This window comes from Pseudomonas sp. VD-NE ins (genome assembly GCF_031882575.1).
In the GTDB taxonomy this organism is placed as follows: domain Bacteria; phylum Pseudomonadota; class Gammaproteobacteria; order Pseudomonadales; family Pseudomonadaceae; genus Aquipseudomonas; species Aquipseudomonas fluorescens_BZ.
In genome coordinates this window covers 6,478,543-6,496,197 of sequence record NZ_CP134772.1, presented here as the reverse complement: position 1 = coordinate 6,496,197, position 17,655 = coordinate 6,478,543, and the positions used below count along the sequence as shown (strand labels likewise).

General features: G+C 59.5%; 17 protein-coding genes. All 17 read left to right on the top strand.

The features are described from left to right. Window positions 1-229: 229 nt before the first annotated feature. The 17 genes from tssA (at window position 230) to icmH (ending at window position 17,654) form a co-directional block, all read left to right on the top strand. Complete coding sequence (tssA, locus tag RMV17_RS29145; RefSeq protein WP_007920270.1) at window positions 230-1,792, top strand: type VI secretion system protein TssA; 1,563 nt, start codon at window positions 230-232, stop codon at window positions 1,790-1,792. A 32-nt stretch (window positions 1,793-1,824) separates the two neighbouring features. Further along, window positions 1,825-2,328, top strand: a complete 504-nt coding sequence (gene tssB, locus RMV17_RS29140) for a type VI secretion system contractile sheath small subunit (RefSeq protein ID WP_003229587.1) — start codon at window positions 1,825-1,827, stop codon at window positions 2,326-2,328. Between the two features lie 25 nt (window positions 2,329-2,353). Beyond that, window positions 2,354-3,829 carry a type VI secretion system contractile sheath large subunit gene (gene tssC / locus RMV17_RS29135; RefSeq protein ID WP_016772499.1) on the top strand — a complete coding sequence of 492 codons (1,476 nt, stop codon included), beginning with the start codon at window positions 2,354-2,356 and terminating at the stop codon, window positions 3,827-3,829. Between the two features lie 9 nt (window positions 3,830-3,838). After that, complete coding sequence (gene tssE / locus RMV17_RS29130; RefSeq protein WP_041476611.1) at window positions 3,839-4,246, top strand: type VI secretion system baseplate subunit TssE; 408 nt, start codon at window positions 3,839-3,841, stop codon at window positions 4,244-4,246. Between the two features lie 4 nt (window positions 4,247-4,250). Continuing rightward, window positions 4,251-4,697, top strand: a complete 447-nt coding sequence (locus RMV17_RS29125; protein ID WP_311884369.1) for a hypothetical protein — start codon at window positions 4,251-4,253, stop codon at window positions 4,695-4,697. Between the two features lie 11 nt (window positions 4,698-4,708). Further along, window positions 4,709-5,215 (top strand): PAAR domain-containing protein, encoded by a 507-nt coding sequence (locus RMV17_RS29120; protein ID WP_093429636.1) that lies wholly within the window; start codon window positions 4,709-4,711, stop codon window positions 5,213-5,215. 4 nt (window positions 5,216-5,219) lie between these two features. Continuing rightward, entirely contained in the window at window positions 5,220-6,071 is an 852-nt protein-coding gene (locus tag RMV17_RS29115; RefSeq protein WP_311884367.1) for a hypothetical protein, read from the top strand. Beyond that, window positions 6,068-6,445 carry a hypothetical protein gene (locus RMV17_RS29110; RefSeq protein WP_311887100.1) on the top strand — a complete coding sequence of 126 codons (378 nt, stop codon included), beginning with the start codon at window positions 6,068-6,070 and terminating at the stop codon, window positions 6,443-6,445. The genes RMV17_RS29115 and RMV17_RS29110 overlap by 4 nt, the downstream gene beginning before the upstream one ends. A gap of 80 nt (window positions 6,446-6,525) precedes the next feature. After that, window positions 6,526-8,313 (top strand): type VI secretion system baseplate subunit TssF, encoded by a 1,788-nt coding sequence (tssF, locus tag RMV17_RS29105; RefSeq protein WP_007920286.1) that lies wholly within the window; start codon window positions 6,526-6,528, stop codon window positions 8,311-8,313. Beyond that, complete coding sequence (tssG, locus tag RMV17_RS29100) at window positions 8,277-9,284, top strand: type VI secretion system baseplate subunit TssG (RefSeq protein ID WP_034152087.1); 1,008 nt, start codon at window positions 8,277-8,279, stop codon at window positions 9,282-9,284. The genes tssF and tssG overlap by 37 nt, the downstream gene beginning before the upstream one ends. A gap of 11 nt (window positions 9,285-9,295) precedes the next feature. Beyond that, window positions 9,296-11,953 (top strand): type VI secretion system ATPase TssH, encoded by a 2,658-nt coding sequence (gene tssH / locus RMV17_RS29095; RefSeq protein WP_311884364.1) that lies wholly within the window; start codon window positions 9,296-9,298, stop codon window positions 11,951-11,953. A 10-nt stretch (window positions 11,954-11,963) separates the two neighbouring features. Next, window positions 11,964-13,484, top strand: a complete 1,521-nt coding sequence (locus RMV17_RS29090; RefSeq protein ID WP_095113199.1) for a sigma-54-dependent Fis family transcriptional regulator — start codon at window positions 11,964-11,966, stop codon at window positions 13,482-13,484. A 93-nt stretch (window positions 13,485-13,577) separates the two neighbouring features. Next, a complete protein-coding gene (locus tag RMV17_RS29085) occupies window positions 13,578-13,718 on the top strand; it encodes a hypothetical protein (RefSeq protein WP_034152084.1) in 141 nt (46 codons plus the stop codon). Between the two features lie 18 nt (window positions 13,719-13,736). Beyond that, window positions 13,737-14,933 carry a type VI secretion system-associated FHA domain protein TagH gene (gene tagH / locus RMV17_RS29080; RefSeq protein WP_034152083.1) on the top strand — a complete coding sequence of 399 codons (1,197 nt, stop codon included), beginning with the start codon at window positions 13,737-13,739 and terminating at the stop codon, window positions 14,931-14,933. Between the two features lie 5 nt (window positions 14,934-14,938). Continuing rightward, window positions 14,939-15,439: a type VI secretion system lipoprotein TssJ gene (tssJ, locus tag RMV17_RS29075; RefSeq protein ID WP_007920299.1), complete on the top strand. Its 501-nt coding sequence runs from the start codon at window positions 14,939-14,941 to the stop codon at window positions 15,437-15,439. Window positions 15,440-15,441: 2 nt separating this feature from the next. Next, window positions 15,442-16,773, top strand: a complete 1,332-nt coding sequence (gene tssK, locus RMV17_RS29070) for a type VI secretion system baseplate subunit TssK (protein ID WP_007920300.1) — start codon at window positions 15,442-15,444, stop codon at window positions 16,771-16,773. A gap of 5 nt (window positions 16,774-16,778) precedes the next feature. Further along, window positions 16,779-17,654, top strand: coding sequence for a type IVB secretion system protein IcmH/DotU (gene icmH / locus RMV17_RS29065; RefSeq protein WP_108224962.1), 876 nt, complete (start codon window positions 16,779-16,781; stop codon window positions 17,652-17,654). Window position 17,655: the final 1 nt, after the last annotated feature.

Here is a 17,655-nt window from a genome sequence, read left to right as displayed (position 1 = left end):
CTATCAGGGATTCCCTTGCGACATATAGGGCAATCTCCTACAGGCCCCAATGAACACTTCGTCTTGTTGTTTAATCAGATGCTTGCTAGTGGCCATCATAGTGATTACGATGCGCCCACTTGAAAGAGCACATCTCAATTGGATGAGTCGCACCACCGCTCTTCGATACTGTCCCGCGCCACGGTTACTCCAATAGGCGCCTGACTGTAATCCTTAATAAAGGCCATGGATGTCCTACTCAAGCAAACTTTCCGCCCATTACCTCGAACTCGCTAAAGTCTCTGTTTCCAAAGAGAATTTCGCGGGCGAAGACGTTCGTTTTTCGAGCGAATTCGAGGCCCTGGAAAGCGAGCTGGCCAAAGCCTCGTCGATGCACGAAAGCGGGCAGATCGACTGGCTGAAAATCCGCGAAAACAGCGAAAATCTGCTGCGTACCCAATCCAAGGATCTGCGTGTCGGCGCCTGGCTGACCTGGTCGCTTTACCAGCGCGAATCCTTCCCCGGGCTGCTGGCCGGCCTCGGTTTGCTGCACCATCTGTCGGAAAATAACTGGGCCGACGTTCATCCGCTCAAACCCCGTACCCGTGCCGCCGCCATCGGCTGGCTGGTGCCGCGTCTCGAGCAGGTCATCACCGAAAACATTGCGATCAAAGAGCAGTTGCCGATGTTCCGGCAGCTCTCCGAGCATCTGTCCGGCCTTGAGGCGGCATGTGCTGAGCATCTGGGCGATGATTCGCCACTGCTGCTACCGATCTCGCGTCGCCTGAAAACCATGATCCAGCGCGCGGCCGACAATCAGCCGGCCCCCGGTGTGGTCGGTGCGGCGGTGGCGCAGGTCAAGCAGGCCGCGAGCCAGTTGCTCACCCCCGGCGCACCGATCGACAACGAACGTGATGCGCACAAAGCCCTGCGCGCCCAACAGGAAAGCGCCCGTCCGTTGTGCGCCTGGTGGCTCAAGCAGAAAGCCACCGACCTGCGCGCCCTGCGCCTCAATCGCACGCTGCTGTGGATGACCATCGACGCAGTACCCGAGCGCAACGCCGAGCAGATCACCGTATTGCGCGGGCTGCCGCTGGAAAAACTCAAGCTCTATCAGGACCGTTTCGATCAGGGCAAATACGCCGACCTGCTGGTGGAACTGGAGGCGAGCCTGGCGAAGGCGCCGTTCTGGTTCGATGGCCAGAGGATGGTCTGGGAATGTCTCCAGAACCTCAACGCCGAGTTGGCAATGCGCGAAGTGGAAATCCACTTCGCGCTTTTGGTTCAGCGCCTGCCCGGCATTGTCGAGTTGCGCTTCCATGACGGCGCGCCGTTTGCCGATCCGTCCACCCGGGCGTGGATTGCCGCCAACGTCATGCCGCACCTGCAAAGCGCCAGTGCGCCGCGCAAGGTCGAAAGCGAAAACGTCGAAACCCAGCCAGCCTGGGAAAAAGCTCTTGAAGAAGTCCTGCCGCTGCTGCGCAAGGAAGGCCTGAAGCCTGCCGTGCAGACCCTCAAGCAGGGTTTGCAATCCGCCCACGGCGGCCGCGAGCGCTTCTTCTGGCAGTTCGCCCTCGCGCGCCTGTGCTTCATGGCCAAGAAATACGAACTGGCCAAGAACCAGCTGGAAACCCTCGATCAGACATTACAGGACTCAGGCCTGCACGCCTGGGAGCCCGATCTTGCATTGGAAGTGCTGCACCTGCTGCACAGTTGCTGCGAGTTGTTGCCGCAGAACCATGCCGTACGTGAACGCAAGGAAGAGATTTATCGCAGGCTGTGCCACCTCGACCTCGAAGTGGTACTCGAATAGGCCCCAGGGCCACAACCGCAAGGAGAAAAGCCATGGCCAAAGAAGGCTCGGTAGCCCCCAAGGAACGCATCAACGTCACCTTCAAACCCGCCACCGGCGGTGCTCAGGAAGAGATTGAACTGCCGCTGAAGCTGCTGGCAATCGGTGACTACACCCACCGCAAGGACGATCGCAAAATCGAAGATCGCAAGCCGATCAGCATCGACAAGATGACCTTCGACGAAGTGTTGGCCAAGCAAGAACTGGGTCTGACGCTGAGCGTGCCGAACCGTCTGCAGGAAGATGGCGAGGCCGATGAGCTGGCTGTGCAACTGCGCGTCAATTCGATGAAGGACTTCAACCCGGCCAGCCTGGTCGAGCAAGTGCCTGAGCTGAAAAAACTGATGGAACTGCGCGATGCGCTGGTGGCCCTCAAAGGCCCGCTGGGTAACGCACCTGCGTTCCGTAAAGCGATCGAAGGCGTGCTCGCCGACGACGAATCCCGCGGTCGCGTACTCGGAGAGCTGGGCCTGAACGCCGCAGCCCCGGACGCCTGAGACTCCAGCCAAGGAAGCCAACACAATGAGCACTAGCGCAGCACAAGAGAAGAGCGCCGCCAGCGGCGAATACAGCATTCTCGACAGCATCATCGCCGAAACCCGTCTGACTCCGGACGACGAAGCCTACGACATCGCCAAGCGTGGCGTGTCGGCGTTCATCGAAGAACTGCTCAAGCCGCAGAACAACGGTGAGCCGGTCAAGAAGGCCATGGTTGACCGCATGATCGCCGAGATCGATGCCAAGCTCAGCCGTCAGATGGACGAAATCCTGCACCACCCGGATTTCCAGGCGCTGGAATCGTCGTGGCGTGGTCTGCAGTTGCTGGTCGACCGCACCAACTTCCGCGAAAACATCAAGATCGAAATCCTCAACGTCTCCAAAGAAGACCTGCTGGACGATTTCGAAGATTCGCCGGAAGTCATGCAGTCGGGCCTGTACAAGCACATCTACACCGCTGAATACGGCCAGTTCGGTGGTCAGCCTGTGGGCGCGATCATCGCTAACTACTACATGTCGCCAAGCTCGCCAGACGTGAAGCTGATGCAGTACGTCGCCAGCGTTTCGTGCATGTCCCACGCGCCGTTCATCGCTGCGGCCGGCCCGAAATTCTTCGGCCTGGAAAGCTTCACCGGCCTGCCGGATCTGAAAGATCTGAAAGACCACTTCGAAGGCCCGCAATTCGCCAAATGGCAGAGCTTCCGTACTTCGGAAGACTCCCGTTATGTTGGCCTGACCGTGCCGCGTTTCCTGCTGCGTAACCCGTACGATCCGGAAGAAAACCCGGTCAAATCGTTCGTGTACAAGGAAACCGTTGCCAACAGCCACGAGCACTACCTGTGGGGCAACACCGCTTACGCGTTCGGCACCAAGCTGACCGACAGCTTCGCCAAATTCCGCTGGTGCCCGAACATCATCGGCCCGCAGAGCGGTGGCGCGGTTGAAGACCTGCCGTTGCACCATTTCGAAAGCATGGGCGAAATCGAAACCAAGATTCCTACCGAAGTTCTGGTTTCCGACCGTCGTGAATACGAACTGGCCGAGGAAGGCTTCATCTCCCTGACCATGCGTAAAGGCTCCGACAACGCGGCGTTCTTCTCCGCCAGCTCGGTGCAGAAGCCGAAGTTCTTCGGCATCAGCGCAGAAGGCAAGGCCGCAGAGCTGAACTACAAGCTCGGCACCCAACTGCCGTACATGATGATCGTCAACCGCCTGGCTCACTACCTGAAAGTGCTGCAGCGCGAGCAACTCGGTTCGTGGAAAGAGCGTACCGACCTCGAGCTGGAACTGAACAAGTGGATCCGTCAGTACGTTGCCGACCAGGAAAACCCGAGCGCCGAAGTGCGTGGCCGTCGTCCGCTGCGCGCTGCGCAAGTGATCGTCAGCGACGTTGAAGGCGAGCCGGGCTGGTACCGCGTGAGCTTGAACGTGCGTCCGCACTTCAAGTACATGGGTGCCGATTTCACCCTGTCGCTGGTTGGCAAGCTGGACAAAGAGTAAGAGCGACTCATGGACGGATACGGCAGCCTGTTCGAACGCCTCAACGGCGACGCGCAACTACGCAAGGGCAACAGCCTTGAGGCTTGTGCCATGGCGTCAGTGGCTGCCCATCTGGCCAAAATGCTCAGCACCCGGGCCGGCAGCGTGCAAACGCTGGCCGACTACGGGTTGCCCGATCTCAATGACATGCGTCTGAGCCTGCACGACTCCCTGAGTCAGGCCCGTCTGGCCATCGAAAACTTCATCGAAGCCTACGAGCCGCGCCTGAGCAACGTGCGTGTCATTTCCCTGCCGCGTGACCACGATCAACTGCGCCTGGCCTTCAGTATCGAAGGCTTGCTGGAAGTTGAAGGGTTCAAGCGTCAGGTCAGTTTTTCCGCGCGCCTGGATGGCAGCGGACAAGTGAAGGTGAATTAGGACCATGCGAGGGAGCGCCGTGAATCCGGGTGCGTTGGCGAAGTGGGGGCGTGGCGTGTTGCTATTTCTCGCCCTGACGGCTGCTGCCCTGGTTTCAGCTGCCTGTTACGTGAAAACGACGGCGGCACGGCTGGCTCACGAGTACTCCACCGACTGGAACGATGCGGGTACGTGCTTCATCCGCTCCTACATTCCGCAGTATTCGGCCCTCGGCATACCGGGAATGATTTTCAAGCTGTTTGCCAGCGAAGCCTTTTTCCGGGTCTACGCAAAAGACGGCACGCTGCTGAAATCGTCCGAATGGTTGCTCTGGCAGAACGAGTTCACCACCGATGAACGCTCGCAGTGGGTATACGGTCACGCGATCTACCCGACAGCGACGGGTTACGAGGGCTGGAATATTCCGGTGTGTGCTCAAGAAATGAACAGTCATCAAGCCAAGGTCAACTAAGGAGAATCCCGATGTCTGGCAAACCCGCGGCACGTGTATCCGACCCCACCGCTTGCCCGCTCCCCGGTCACGGCACCAACCCGATCGCCGCCGGTTCCGGCGACGTGTTCTTCGACGGCCTCGCGGCCGCCCGCCAAGGCGATGCCTCGGCGTGTGGTGGTGCGATGTCGGGAGGTTTGGCGACCACTGTGTTGATCAACGGCAAACCTGCCGCGACGGTTGATTCGGTGGGTACGCATGGCAACAAGGTTACGGCTGGATCCGGGACGGTGATTATCGGGAATTCGCATTCGCCGGCGCCGTTTGTGCCGCCGGAGCCCGTTGTTATTCCTGGGATCTTCAACCGAGTTTTTTCCTTTCATGCAGCGGACGGACAACCAATCGCGAACTTGAATTACAGAATGGTTTCTGAGAGTGGATTAGAAAAAGCAGGATGTTCGTCGGCAGCTGGGGGTACGGGGTGTTTCTCCACTGGTAAACAAGGCGAGATGGTTACCATCTACGTGTCGGCGGAGTAATCGCGTGGAAACCTCTATTGTTATCGACGGCATCGCACATGTTTTCGAGACCTCCGATGGAAAAACGGAGCTGAGAATTAAAGCCGAAACTACGCCGAGTGAAGATAAAGAACCGAAAAAGCTTCCTTTGCCAAATGTTTGGCTGATAACCAGAGGCAATGGCGTGCCTCTTTTTGCTGTAAAACCGAATGCATCAGATGTTCAGTTCAGAATCATGACGGCTGAAAAGCTCTATGCGGAAGCCATCCAATGGTTTGAGCCTCTAGCTGATAACTACCGGGAAAAGTTATGGGTGAATCCCGAGTCTAAAACTGCCGGCACGGACGCATACAATGCTTATAAACAATTTACCTGGGCAGAAATTATAAAGTTTGCAATTGTTGACAGAATGTCAATTAGCTTCGCTCCTAGAATGCCCGGTGATTGGAAAAATAGTTCAGAGGGCGGCGCCGGATTTATAATGGTGATGATCGAAGGCGAGCCCTATTGGACTGACGGTGTTGGACAAATACCGTTCTCGACCGATACCTACCGTTTATATTTGGAAGAAACCAAGTCTTCGGAAACGGCTATCAAGAAAACCGTTGAAACCGGTATGACGTATGGTGATGGTATCCCTATATTTCCGAAGGAGGACAAAACCAACGAATACGATAACTACATGGTGCTGCGCGGTGCTTTGTGGGCCTCTGAAAATTTTGAGCTACGCACTGAAACTATAAGAGTATTTGCTGGGCGAATGGGCTATCGCGAAAAAGTGGTGACCAGCACAGTTTACCTCGGCGTTTCCGATCAGAAATTGAGAAGCTCCATCACTCAGGGCTCTGTAGATAAGTATGGAGAGTGGAAGAGATGATGACGAGGATAGCAGCGGGCTTGCTCGTGCACTTTTTTGCCTGCGTCGTTTATGTTGTTGTTAATTATTACGGGGTCTCTCTGTATAAAGTTTCATTTGGTGGTTTGACGTCTCGTGGCGCTTCCATTGGGATTGCCATGTATATGATTTTTTACCTATTTGTTTTTGCTAACTTATTGGTTGCTATAATTCCAAGACTATTTTTTAAGTTTAGTGTTGTTGTTTTAATGGTTTCGATGATATTGCTTTACTTGTTGCCGCTTTATCCCGTTCGAGCGGTCGCCTATAGCATTCTTACAGGTGGGCTCACTGCTCTGGCGATATGGGTGGCTGGTAAGTTTGAACGGTTCTTGCTAGCTCGGAGTACGAAATGATTTTTTTTGTTTTCCCATATTTGCGCTCTCAGTCGCTTTCAGTTTGCAAATCAAACGAATAAATACCCAGGCAGCCATACATGTCCTTTAACCACTACTACCAAAGCGAACTCACCGCACTGCGCCAACTCGGTCGCCGTTTCGCCGAGCGTAGTCCGGCGTTGGCGCCGTATCTGGGCCAGGCCGGGCGGGATCCGGATGTGGAGCGGTTGCTCGAAGGCTTTGCGTTTCTGACCGGGCGTCTGCGCCAGAAGCTCGATGACGAGCTACCGGAACTCAGCCATTCGCTGATGCAACTGCTGTGGCCGAACTATATGCGCCCGCTGCCGGCGTTCAGCATTTTGCAGTTCGACCCGCTCAAGCGATCCGGGCCGGCGTTGCGCGTCGAGCGTGATACGCCGATTGAAAGCAAGCCGATCGAAGACGTGCGTTGCCGCTTCCGCACCTGCTACCCGACTGACGTGCTGCCGCTGGATCTGGCCGCGCTGAATTACTCGGTGAAGGGCGACGGCTCGCTGCTCAGCCTGCGTCTGGAAATGAGTGCCGATGGCCACCTCGGTGAGCTGGAACTGAGCAAATTGCGTTTGCATTTTGCCGGTGAGCGCTACATCAGCCAGATGCTCTACCTGAGCCTGTTGCGCAACCTTGAAGGCATCGAACTGATCCCGCTCGACGGTGCCGGCAAACCGATCGATGGCGTCAGCGGCAAGCCGATGGCGTTCAAGATTCCCGGTGATCGGGTCAAACCGGTGGGCTTTGCCGAAGAAGAAGCGTTGATCCCGTATCCGCTGAACACCTTCCGTGGTTATCGCTACCTGCAGGAATACTTCGCCTTCCAGGACAAGTTCCTGTTCGTCGACGTTAACGGTCTGGACATCATCAACGCGCTGCCGGAAGACACCCTCAAGCAGATGCGCGGCCTGGAATTGCGCTTCGATATTCGCAAGAGCGGCATCATGCGCATGCGGCCGACGCTGGATAACGTGAAGCTGTTCTGCACGCCGATTGCCAACCTGTTCGCCCACGACGCACTGCCGATCCGCCTCGACGGCAAGCAGGACGAATACCTGCTGCTGCCAGCGGAATACGATCTGGAAAACTGTGGTGTGTTTTCGGTGGAAACCGTGACCGGCTGGAAGCCCGGCGGCCTCGGTTATCAGGAATACGTGCCGTTCGAATCCTTCGAGCACGACCCGAGTTTCGACGTACCCAATAGCCGTCCGCATTACAGCATTCGCCAGCGTTCGTCCTTGCTGCACGACGGCCTCGACACCTACCTGAGCTTCGGCATCCGCCACACCGAAGCCCACGAAACCCTGTCGATCGAGCTGATCTGCACCAACCAGAACCTGCCGCGCAAGCTCAAGCTCGGCGACATCTGCATGGCCTGCGAAGAGACGCCGGAGTTCCTCAGTTTCCGCAACATCACCCCGGCCACGTCGAGCTTCGCGCCACCGCTGAACCGTGACTTCCTGTGGAAGCTGATCAGCAACATGTCGCTTAACTATCTGTCGCTGGCCGACGTCAATGCGTTGAAGGTGATTCTCGAAACCTACGACCTGCCGCGCTACTACGACCAGCATGCGGAGAAGGTCAGCAAACGCCTGCTCGGCGGCCTCAAGCACATCAAGCATCACCACGTCGACCGCTTGCACCGTGGGTTGCCGGTGCGCGGTTTGCGCACCGAACTGACCATCGACCCGGAAGGGTATATCGGCGAAGGCGACCTGTTCGTTTTCGCTTCGGTTCTTAACGAGTTTTTCGCGCTTTACGCCAGTCTCAATTCATTCCATGAGCTGCGCGTAAAAAGCACACAGGGAGAGGTGTACCAATGGACACCACGTATGGGCCTGCAGCCCCTGCTTTAAGCGGGCTGACCAAGGTAATACGCGAGTACTCGCTGTTTCAGGCCGTGCTGCTGGTGATCGACCGGCTGCGCGAGGCACACCCGTACCTGAGCGAAGACGATCTGTACGACCACGTGGAGTTCCAGGCCAACCCGAGCCTGGGCTTTCCGCGCAGCGACGTCGATCGCGTGGAGTTCTTCGAAGAACACGGGCAGATGCGCGCGCGCATGCGTTTCAACCTGATCGGCCTGGTCGGCTCGGGCTCGCCGTTGCCGGCGTTCTACGGCGAACAAGCCCTGGGCGACAGCGAAGACGGCAACCCGACACGTAACTTCCTCGACCTGTTCCACCATCGCCTGCAACGGCTGATGCTGCCGATCTGGCGCAAATACCGCTATCGCGCAAGCTTCCAGAGTGGCGCGATTGACCCGTTCTCATCGCAGCTGTTCGCCCTGATCGGCCTCGGTGGCGAAGAGATCCGCAAGGCCAAGGAACTCAACTGGAAACGTCTGTTGCCGTACCTCGGCCTGCTCAGCTTGCGGGCGCACTCGGCGGCGCTGATCGAAGCCGTGCTGCGTTACTACTTCAAGCACGAAGACCTGGTCATCGAGCAGTGCATCGAGCGCCGCGTGGAAATTCTCGAAGAGCAGCGCAATCGTTTGGGCCGCGCCAACAGCCTGCTCGGCGAAGACCTCGTGCTCGGCGAACACGTGCGCGACCGCAGCGGCAAATTCCGCATTCACATCACCGAACTCGACTGGCAGCGATTCCATGAATTCCTGCCGATCGGTTTCGGTTACCAGCCGCTCTGCGCGCTGGTGCGGTTCACCCTGCGTGACCCGCTCGATTACGACATCCGCCTGGTTCTGCGCCAGGAAGAAATCCGCGAACTGCGCATCGGTGAGCAGAACGCCTGTCGCCTCGGTTGGACCAGTTGGCTGGGCCGCGAAAAAGCGGACGGCGTGGTGACCCTGGGCAGCAAAATTCATTAAGGACGTGAGCCATGATCAACGTAGACCTGCAACAACTTATCCAGGCGCTGGACGCCGAAACCCGTCGTGATCTGGAACGTTCCGCCGAGCGTTGCGTGGCCCGTGGTGGCAGCAAGATCCTCGTCGAAGATTTGATGCTCGGCCTGCTCGAGCGTCCGAATGGCTTGTTGTCGCGCGCACTGCAGGACGCAGACGTCGACGCCGGTGAACTCAGCGCCGCGCTGCAATCGCGCGTCGAACACAGCGCTTCGCGTAACCCGGTGTTCGCCCCGGAACTGGTGCAGTGGCTGCAAGATGCGCTGCTGGTAGCCAACCTCGAACTGGGCCAGACCCAGGTTGAAGACGCCGCGTTGATCCTCGCCCTGCTACGCAATCCGATGCGCTACGCCGGCAGCCGTTATCAGCCGCTGCTCGCCAAGCTGAACATCGATCGCCTGAAGGAATTTGCCCTGTCGCAAAAAGAGCAACCAGCGGCCAATGGCAAGCCGGCCGCCCAGGGCGAATCGCTGTTGCAGCGCTTCACCCACAACCTGACCCAGCAGGCCCGCGACGGCAAACTGGACCCGGTGCTGTGCCGTGACGGCGCGATCCGGCAGATGGTCGACATCCTCGCCCGTCGCCGCAAGAACAACCCGATCGTCGTCGGTGAGGCCGGTGTCGGCAAGACCGCCATCGTCGAAGGTCTGGCCTCGCGCATCGCCGCCGGTGAAGTACCGCAAGTGCTCAAAGGCGTTGAGCTGCTGTCGCTGGACATGGGCTTGCTGCAGGCCGGCGCCAGCGTCAAAGGTGAATTCGAACGTCGTCTCAAAGGCGTGATCGACGAAGTCAAAGCCTCACCAAAACCGATCATTCTGTTCATCGACGAAGCCCACACCCTGATCGGCGCAGGCGGCAATGCCGGCGGTTCCGACGCGGCCAACCTGCTGAAACCGGCGCTGGCCCGTGGCGAACTGCGCACCATCGCCGCGACCACCTGGGCCGAGTACAAGAAATACTTCGAGAAAGACCCGGCGCTGGCCCGTCGCTTCCAACCGGTGCAACTGCACGAACCGACCGTCAGCGAAGCGGTGACCATCCTCCGTGGTCTGGCCCAGGTTTACGAGAAAAGCCACGGCATCTACCTGCGTGATGACGCGGTGGTCTCGGCTGCTGAACTGTCCGCACGTTATCTGGCCGGTCGGCAACTGCCGGACAAAGCCGTCGACGTTCTCGACACCGCTTGCGCCCGTGTGCGCATCAGCCTCGCCGCCGCCCCGGAAAGCCTTGAGCGTCTACGTGGCGAACTGGCTGAAGGTGGCCGCCAGCGTCAGGCCCTGCGCCGCGATGCCGAAGCCGGTCTGCTGATCGACCACGAAGCGCTGGAGGCTCTGGAAGCTCGTCTCGACGAAGCCGAAGACGAAATGGTCGCGCTGGAAACCCTGTGGACTGAGCAGAAGCAACTGGCCGAACGCCTGCTGGAGCTGCGTCAGCAACTGGCCAAGGCTCGTGAAGCGGCAGCCGTTGAGCCAGTGGTGACCGTTGAAGAAGACGCCGAAGGCACCGTGATCGAAACCGTTGCCGCCGAAGTCGAAGAAGGCCAAAGCGTCGAAGCGCTGGAAGCCCAGCTCAACGAAACCCACAGCGCCCTGACCGCCGCACAGGTCAAAGAGCGTCTGGTCAGCTTCGAAGTGTGCCCGCGTCTGGTTGCCGAAGTGATCAGTGCCTGGACCGGCGTGCCATTGGCGCAACTGGCTCGCGAACACAACGCCAAAGTCGCCAGTTTCGCCACCGACCTGCGCACCCGCATCCGTGGTCAGGAACAAGCCGTGCACGCCCTGGATCGCTCGATGCGCGCCACCGCTGCCGGTCTGAACAAGCCTGACGCACCAGTGGGCGTGTTCCTGCTGGTCGGCCCGAGCGGCGTCGGCAAGACCGAAACCGCCCTGGCCCTCGCCGATCTGCTTTACGGCGGCGACCGTTTCATCACCACCATCAACATGTCCGAATTCCAGGAGAAGCACACCGTCTCCCGTCTGATCGGTGCACCACCGGGCTACGTCGGTTATGGCGAGGGCGGCATGCTCACCGAAGCCGTGCGGCAGAAACCGTACTCGGTAGTGCTGCTCGATGAAGTCGAAAAGGCTGATCCGGACGTGCTTAACCTGTTCTACCAAATCTTCGACAAAGGCGTGGCCAACGACGGCGAAGGTCGCGAGATCGACTTCCGCAATACGTTGATCCTGATGACCTCGAACCTCGGTAGCGACAAGATCAGCGACCTCTGCGAAAACGGCGCACGCCCGACTGCCGAAGTCCTCGAAGAAACCATTCGCCCAGTGCTGAGCAAACACTTCAAACCGGCGCTGCTGGCGCGGATGAAAGTGGTGCCGTATTACCCGGTTGGCGGCCCGGTGCTGCGCGAGCTGATCGAGATCAAACTCGGTCGTCTCGGCGAGCGCTTGAATCGTCGTCAGCTGGATTTCAGCTGGTGCCAGAACCTCGTCGATCACCTGTCCGAGCGTTGCACGCAAAGCGACAGCGGCGCGCGCCTGATCGACCATCTGCTCGATCAGCACGTGCTGCCGCTGGTGGCAGATCGTTTGCTCGACGCCATGGCCACCGGTGAAAGCCTCAAGCGTGTGCATGCCACGCTCGACGGTGAAGCCAGCGTGACGTGCGAGTTCGCCTGAGGTGGGTGTGATGTTCACTCAGGTGCCGCAGCCACTGGTCTATGCCGAAGCGTTGCTGGCGCAGTTCGCCAGTCTGTCGCGGGCGGCGGACGGTGCTGCGTTGCTGGGTGACTTCGTGCGTGGTCTGGCCGAGCTGAGCGGTTGCGAATTGACGCAGCTGTATCTGCTCGACGCTACCCACACGTGCCTGGGGATGAACGCCGAATGCCTCGACGGCGCCTTGCAACCGCGTGAAGCGGCGAGCCTGCCGGCGGATTACAACGGTGAGCAACTGCTGCAATTCGCCCTGTGCCAGAACCGCGTGGTGTGCCTCGACGACTTGAGCGGCAGCCTGCACGAAACCAGTTTTCTGCCGGCGGCGACCTCGCCGTGGCAGTCGCTGTTGTGCGTGCCGCTGGTCAATCAGCACAAGGCTGTTGAAGGTCTGCTGCTGTGCGCCAGCCGTCGTCGTACCCACCTGCAAGGCTTCGCCGATTCTCTCGGCCAGCTCGGCTCGTTCGTGCTGGGCCAGTTGCATTTGTTGCAGCGCTTGCGTCAGCCGTTGGCAGAGTCGGCAACGGTTGCGCGCAGCGTGCCGAGCATCAGTGGCTATGGCTTGATCGGTAAAAGCGCGGCGATGCGCCAGACCCATTCGCTGATCAGCAAAGTCCTGCACAGCCCGTACACCGTGTTGTTGCGCGGCGAAACCGGCACCGGCAAGGAAGTCGTTGCGCGAGCGATTCACGATTGCGGCCCACGCCGTTCCCAGGCGTTCATCGTGCAGAACTGCGCGGCGGTCCCGGAAAACCTGCTGGAAAGCGAGCTGTTCGGCTATCGCAAAGGCGCGTTCACCGGCGCCGACCGCGACCGTGCGGGTCTGTTTGATGCGGCCAATGGCGGCACGCTGCTGCTCGACGAGATCGGCGACATGCCGCTGTCGTTGCAAGCGAAGATTCTGCGCGTGTTGCAGGAAGGCGAGATTCGTCCGCTGGGTTCCAACGACACCCACAAGATCGACGTACGCATCATCGCCGCGACCCACCGCGATCTGTCGACGCTGGTCAGCGAAGGCAAATTCCGCGAGGACTTGTATTACCGCCTCGCGCAATTCCCGATCGAACTGCCGGCGCTGCGTCAGCGCGAAGGCGACATCCTCGAACTGGCCCAGCACTTTGCCGAGAAGACCTGCACGTACTTGCAGCGCGATCCGGTGCGCTGGTCGAGTGCGGCGCTGGAACATCTGTCCGGCTACAACTTCCCCGGCAACGTGCGTGAACTCAAGGCACTCGTTGAGCGCGCGGTGCTGTTGTGCGAAGGCGGCGAGTTGCTCGCCGAGCATTTCTCCCTGCGCATGGAGGCAATGCCGGAAGACAACAGCCACCTGAATTTGCGCGAACGTCTGGAGCAGGTCGAACGCACTTTATTGCTCGATTGCCTGCGCAAAAACGACGGCAACCAGACCCTCGCCGCCCGCGAACTGGGTCTGCCACGGCGCACGCTGCTGTATCGGCTCGGCCGTCTGAACATCAATCTGGGAGATTTCGATGGGTAGGCAAAACGTCATCGAAATCCTCGCAAAAACCAATTTCAGCGCCGCCCGCAAGGGTCGGCGCTTTGTGCTTTGTCTACACCTGGAGACCCTCTGATGTCTGTTCGTCACTGGCAAGCTGCCCTGCTGACCCTCGTCGTTCTATGCGGCCTTGGCGGCTGTAGCGGCAATTACAAATTCAACGACAACGACTATCGCCCGTTGGGTGATCCGCAAGCGGTCAATCGCGGCAAGTGACCGCAAGGAGCATCAAACATGGAATTGGTTTTCGAAATGCTGAACACCAAGCAGTTCGTGCCCACCGAGTTGTGCCAGAAGACCTTCAAACAGGCCGGCGGCGTGATCGGGCGGGGCGAGGACTGCGACTGGATCATCCCTGACCGCAAGCGTCACCTGTCCAACCACCACGCGATTGTCAGCTACCGCGAGGGCACGTTCTTCCTCACCGACACCAGCAGCAACGGTGTTCAGGACGGCGAGAGCGGCGCACGTCTGCACAAAGGCGAACCGGTGCGTATCGAGCACGGCAGCACCTACGTGCTGGGTGACTTCGAGATCCGCGCGCGGCTGGTGCGCGACCCGGCGACCTTCGACGGTGAAGTCGGGCGCCCGCGCGCTGCTGGCAGCATCATCCCGGACGACGCGTTCCTCGATCTCGATCCGCTCAATGCCCTTGAGCAGCAAGAGCGTGTGTATTCGGAAATTGACGAGCTGCTGGCGCCGAACACCAAGCCTGAGGATTCCCGTCAGCGTGCCGACTACGCGCGCATCGACATGGAAAGCCTGATGGTGCCGGAGCTGATCGCCGCCCCTGTCGAACCTGAGCCTGCTCCGGCACCGAAAGCCGTTGAGCGTCAAAGCGAAGGTTTCTGGGATCATTTCGGTGCGGCGCTGGGTGTCGACGTCAAAGGTCTCAGCCACGACGAACGTGAAGCTTTGGCGCTGAACGCCGCGCGTTTGCTGCGCCAAAGCATCGGCGGTTTGCAGCAGAGCCTGCGCACCCGTTCCGAGTTGAAAAACGAACTGCGTCTGGCCCAGACCACCGTGCAAGGCACCAACAAGAATCCGCTGAAATTCGCCGTCGATCCGAGCGAAGCCCTGCAGATTCTGTTGCAGCCAAGCAAGCCCGGCCATCTGCCGGCGGAGCAAGCGATTTCCCGCGCGTTCCGCGATCTACAGGCGCATCAGGTGGCCTTGCTGACCGCCAGCCGCGCCGCCGTACGCGGCACGCTGGAGCATTTCTCGCCAGAGCAACTGACCCTGCGTTTCGAGCGCGACAACAAGCCGTTGATCGCCACCTCGGGCGGACGCTGGCGAGCGTTCGGTCGCTATCACCAGGCCCTGCGTCAGGACGATGACTGGAGCGAGCGTCTGCTGGCCCGCGACTTTGCCCAGGCCTACGAAGAACAGATTCGCCTGATCTCCACCCTCCACACCGACCACCAAGGATGATGCGCATGTCTCGCCGCTCGACCGCTTTTTTCAAGACGCTGACTGCGCTCACCGTGCTGGTGCTGCTCGCCGGTTGCTCGTCGCTGTCGCCGTACTCGAAAGTGACCAAGATAAACCTGAAGCTGACCGGCAGCGATCAGCTCAACCCGGACCTCAACGGTCGGCCGTCGCCGATCGTCGTGCGCCTGTTCGAACTCAAGCACCCGGTGACCTTCGAAAACGCTGACTTCTTCAGCCTTTACGAACGCGCCAAGGAATCGCTCAACCCGGATCTGGTGGCCAGCGAAGAACTCGAGCTGCGTCCGGGCGAAACCGTGGAGATGAAGCTCAAGGTGGAAGAGGGCAGCCTTTATGTGGGCGTTCTCGCCGCTTACCGCGACTTGCCGGACACCCAATGGCGCCACACCGTTCAGATCACTCCGCTGGAAGTCACCGAAGTCGATCTGACTCTGGACCAGACCGGCATCCGTAACACCAATCAAGTGCTCGCCAAGGCGGATGACTGATCATGAATACCCATAAAGTCATTTGGCAGGAAGGCATGCTGCTGCGTCCGCAACACTTCCAGCACAACGATCGTTATTACGATCACCAGATGAAAACCCGTACGCAATTGCTGGGTGGCTACACCTGGGGTTTCCTCAATCTGGAGATCGACTTGCAGTTCCTCAACATGGGCAAACTGGTGATCAGTGAAGCCTCGGGGATTCTGCCGGACGGCAGCCTGTTCGAACTCGGTGGCAACACTGAGCCGCTGGCGCTGGACGTGCCGCCGAACACCGGCAACACGCCGATCTATCTGGCGCTGCCGCTGGTCACCGGTAACCACATCGAGTCGCGCCGTCCGGAGCAATCCGACGTGCTCGCGCGTTACACCGCGTACGACGCCGAAGTGGCCGACTCCAATGCCGGCGACGATTCCGCCAGCCAGGTCAGCTGCGGGCGCCCGGACTTCAAACTGTTGCTCGGCGAGCAACAGAGCGATCAGGCCTACGTGAAGCTGAAGATCTGCGACGTGCTCGACACCACGCCCGACGGCGTGATCAGCCTCGACCCGGATTTCGTGCCGACCTACATTCAGGCCCACGCCTCCAGCTACTTGCTGTCGTGTCTGAAAGAAGTCATCAGCATGCTTAACCACCGTGGCGACACGATTGCCGAGCGCATCCGCTCCAACGGCAAGGTCGGCGGTGCCGAAGTCGGCGACTTCATGATGCTGCAACTGATCAACCGCACCGAACTGCTGCTGCGTCACTACCTCGGTCTGGAGCAAGTGCACCCGGAAGAGTTGTACCGCACGCTGCTGACCATGCTCGGCGATCTGGCGACCTTCTCCGGCGAAAGCAAACGCCCGCGTCTGGACAGCCGCTACTCCCACGCTGACCAGGGCGGCAGCTTCCGCAAGCTGATGGAAGCGATTCGTCAGGTGCTGTCGATGGTGCTCGAACAGCACGCCATCGAACTGATCCTGCAAGCGCGTCAGTACGGCATCATCGTCTCGCCGTTGCACGACCACAAACTGCTTGGCTCGGCGTCGTTCGTGCTGGCAGCCAGTGCCAACTGCGACTCCGAAGAACTGCGCCACCGCTTGCCGGCGCACCTCAAGGTCGGCCCGGTGGAGCGCATCCGCCAACTGGTCAACCTGCACTTGCCGGGGATCAAGGTCAAACCGTTGCCGGTGGCCCCGCGGCAGATCGCGTTCCACTCGAACAAAACCTATTTCATCCTCGAACTCAGTTCCGAAGACCTGGCACAACTCGAGCGCTCCGGCGGTTTCGCGTTCCACGTGTCCGGCGAATTTGCCGAGCTTGAACTGAAATTCTGGGCCATCAGGAACTGACCGACATGATCAAGGAAACGGATTACAACCAGGACGACAAAACCGTCCTGCTCGATCGTCAGGGCCACGGACCGGCAACGAGTCCGCTGACCGACTTCGCCGCGCCGCCGCGTTTCGAGCAACTGGAAGAACGCATGATCTACGCCGCGCGCCTGCGCCCGGCAGAAGCGTTCAACATCAGCCTCAATTCGCTGGTGGCGGCCTCGTCCGAGCTGCTTTCGGAAGTGGTGCGCCTCAAGCACAGCGAAACCCGCGAAGACTTGTACGCACTCAACGAGCGTCTGACTGCCGGGCTGAAACTGTTTGAAGTACGCGCCCTGCACAACGGCGCCGAAAGCAGCCAGGTGATGGCCGCGCGTTACGTGCTTTGCACCGTGGTCGACGAAGCTGTCGTGACCACACCGTGGGGCAACGAAAGCGAATGGTCGCAGATGAGCCTGCTGAGCAGCTTCCACAACGAAACCTTCGGTGGCGAGAAGTTCTTCCAGTTGCTCGATCGACTGTCGAAGAACCCGGTCAAGCACCTGCCGATGCTCGAGCTGATGTACCTGTGCCTGTCCCTCGGTTTCGAGGGCAAGTACCGCGTACAGGCACGCGGCATGCTCGAACTTGAAGGCATCCGTGACGCCTTGTACCGGCAGATCCGTCAATTGCGTGGCGACGTGCCGCGCGAGTTGTCGCCGCACTGGGAAGGCCTCAACGATCAGCGTCGCAACCTGGTGCGCATCGTGCCGGCGTGGATGGTGGTGTTGTTCACTTTCGTCTGTCTGGTGGTGATGTATTCGGGCTTCGCCTGGGTCTTGGGCGAGCAGCGCGACACCGTTCTGCAACCTTATCAGCCGCTTGATCCGGCCGCGGTGCAACCGCAGTCGCAGCCGTAAA

What these genes read in the sequence shown, in the direction of transcription:
- tssF (WP_007920286.1), top strand. Translation starts at nt 6,526, where the DNA reads ATGTCCTTTAACCACTACTACCAAAGCGAACTCACCGCACTGCGCCAA.
- RMV17_RS29085 (WP_034152084.1), top strand. Translation starts at nt 13,578, where the DNA reads ATGTCTGTTCGTCACTGGCAAGCTGCCCTGCTGACCCTCGTCGTTCTA.
- RMV17_RS29090 (WP_095113199.1), top strand. Translation starts at nt 11,964, where the DNA reads ATGTTCACTCAGGTGCCGCAGCCACTGGTCTATGCCGAAGCGTTGCTG.
- tssB (WP_003229587.1), top strand. Translation starts at nt 1,825, where the DNA reads ATGGCCAAAGAAGGCTCGGTAGCCCCCAAGGAACGCATCAACGTCACC.
- tssH (WP_311884364.1), top strand. Translation starts at nt 9,296, where the DNA reads ATGATCAACGTAGACCTGCAACAACTTATCCAGGCGCTGGACGCCGAA.
- tssJ (WP_007920299.1), top strand. Translation starts at nt 14,939, where the DNA reads ATGTCTCGCCGCTCGACCGCTTTTTTCAAGACGCTGACTGCGCTCACC.
- tagH (WP_034152083.1), top strand. Translation starts at nt 13,737, where the DNA reads ATGGAATTGGTTTTCGAAATGCTGAACACCAAGCAGTTCGTGCCCACC.
- RMV17_RS29120 (WP_093429636.1), top strand. Translation starts at nt 4,709, where the DNA reads ATGTCTGGCAAACCCGCGGCACGTGTATCCGACCCCACCGCTTGCCCG.
- icmH (WP_108224962.1), top strand. Translation starts at nt 16,779, where the DNA reads ATGATCAAGGAAACGGATTACAACCAGGACGACAAAACCGTCCTGCTC.
- tssK (WP_007920300.1), top strand. Translation starts at nt 15,442, where the DNA reads ATGAATACCCATAAAGTCATTTGGCAGGAAGGCATGCTGCTGCGTCCG.
- tssE (WP_041476611.1), top strand. Translation starts at nt 3,839, where the DNA reads ATGGACGGATACGGCAGCCTGTTCGAACGCCTCAACGGCGACGCGCAA.
- tssC (WP_016772499.1), top strand. Translation starts at nt 2,354, where the DNA reads ATGAGCACTAGCGCAGCACAAGAGAAGAGCGCCGCCAGCGGCGAATAC.
- RMV17_RS29110 (WP_311887100.1), top strand. Translation starts at nt 6,068, where the DNA reads ATGATGACGAGGATAGCAGCGGGCTTGCTCGTGCACTTTTTTGCCTGC.
- tssA (WP_007920270.1), top strand. Translation starts at nt 230, where the DNA reads ATGTCCTACTCAAGCAAACTTTCCGCCCATTACCTCGAACTCGCTAAA.
- RMV17_RS29125 (WP_311884369.1), top strand. Translation starts at nt 4,251, where the DNA reads ATGCGAGGGAGCGCCGTGAATCCGGGTGCGTTGGCGAAGTGGGGGCGT.
- tssG (WP_034152087.1), top strand. Translation starts at nt 8,277, where the DNA reads ATGGACACCACGTATGGGCCTGCAGCCCCTGCTTTAAGCGGGCTGACC.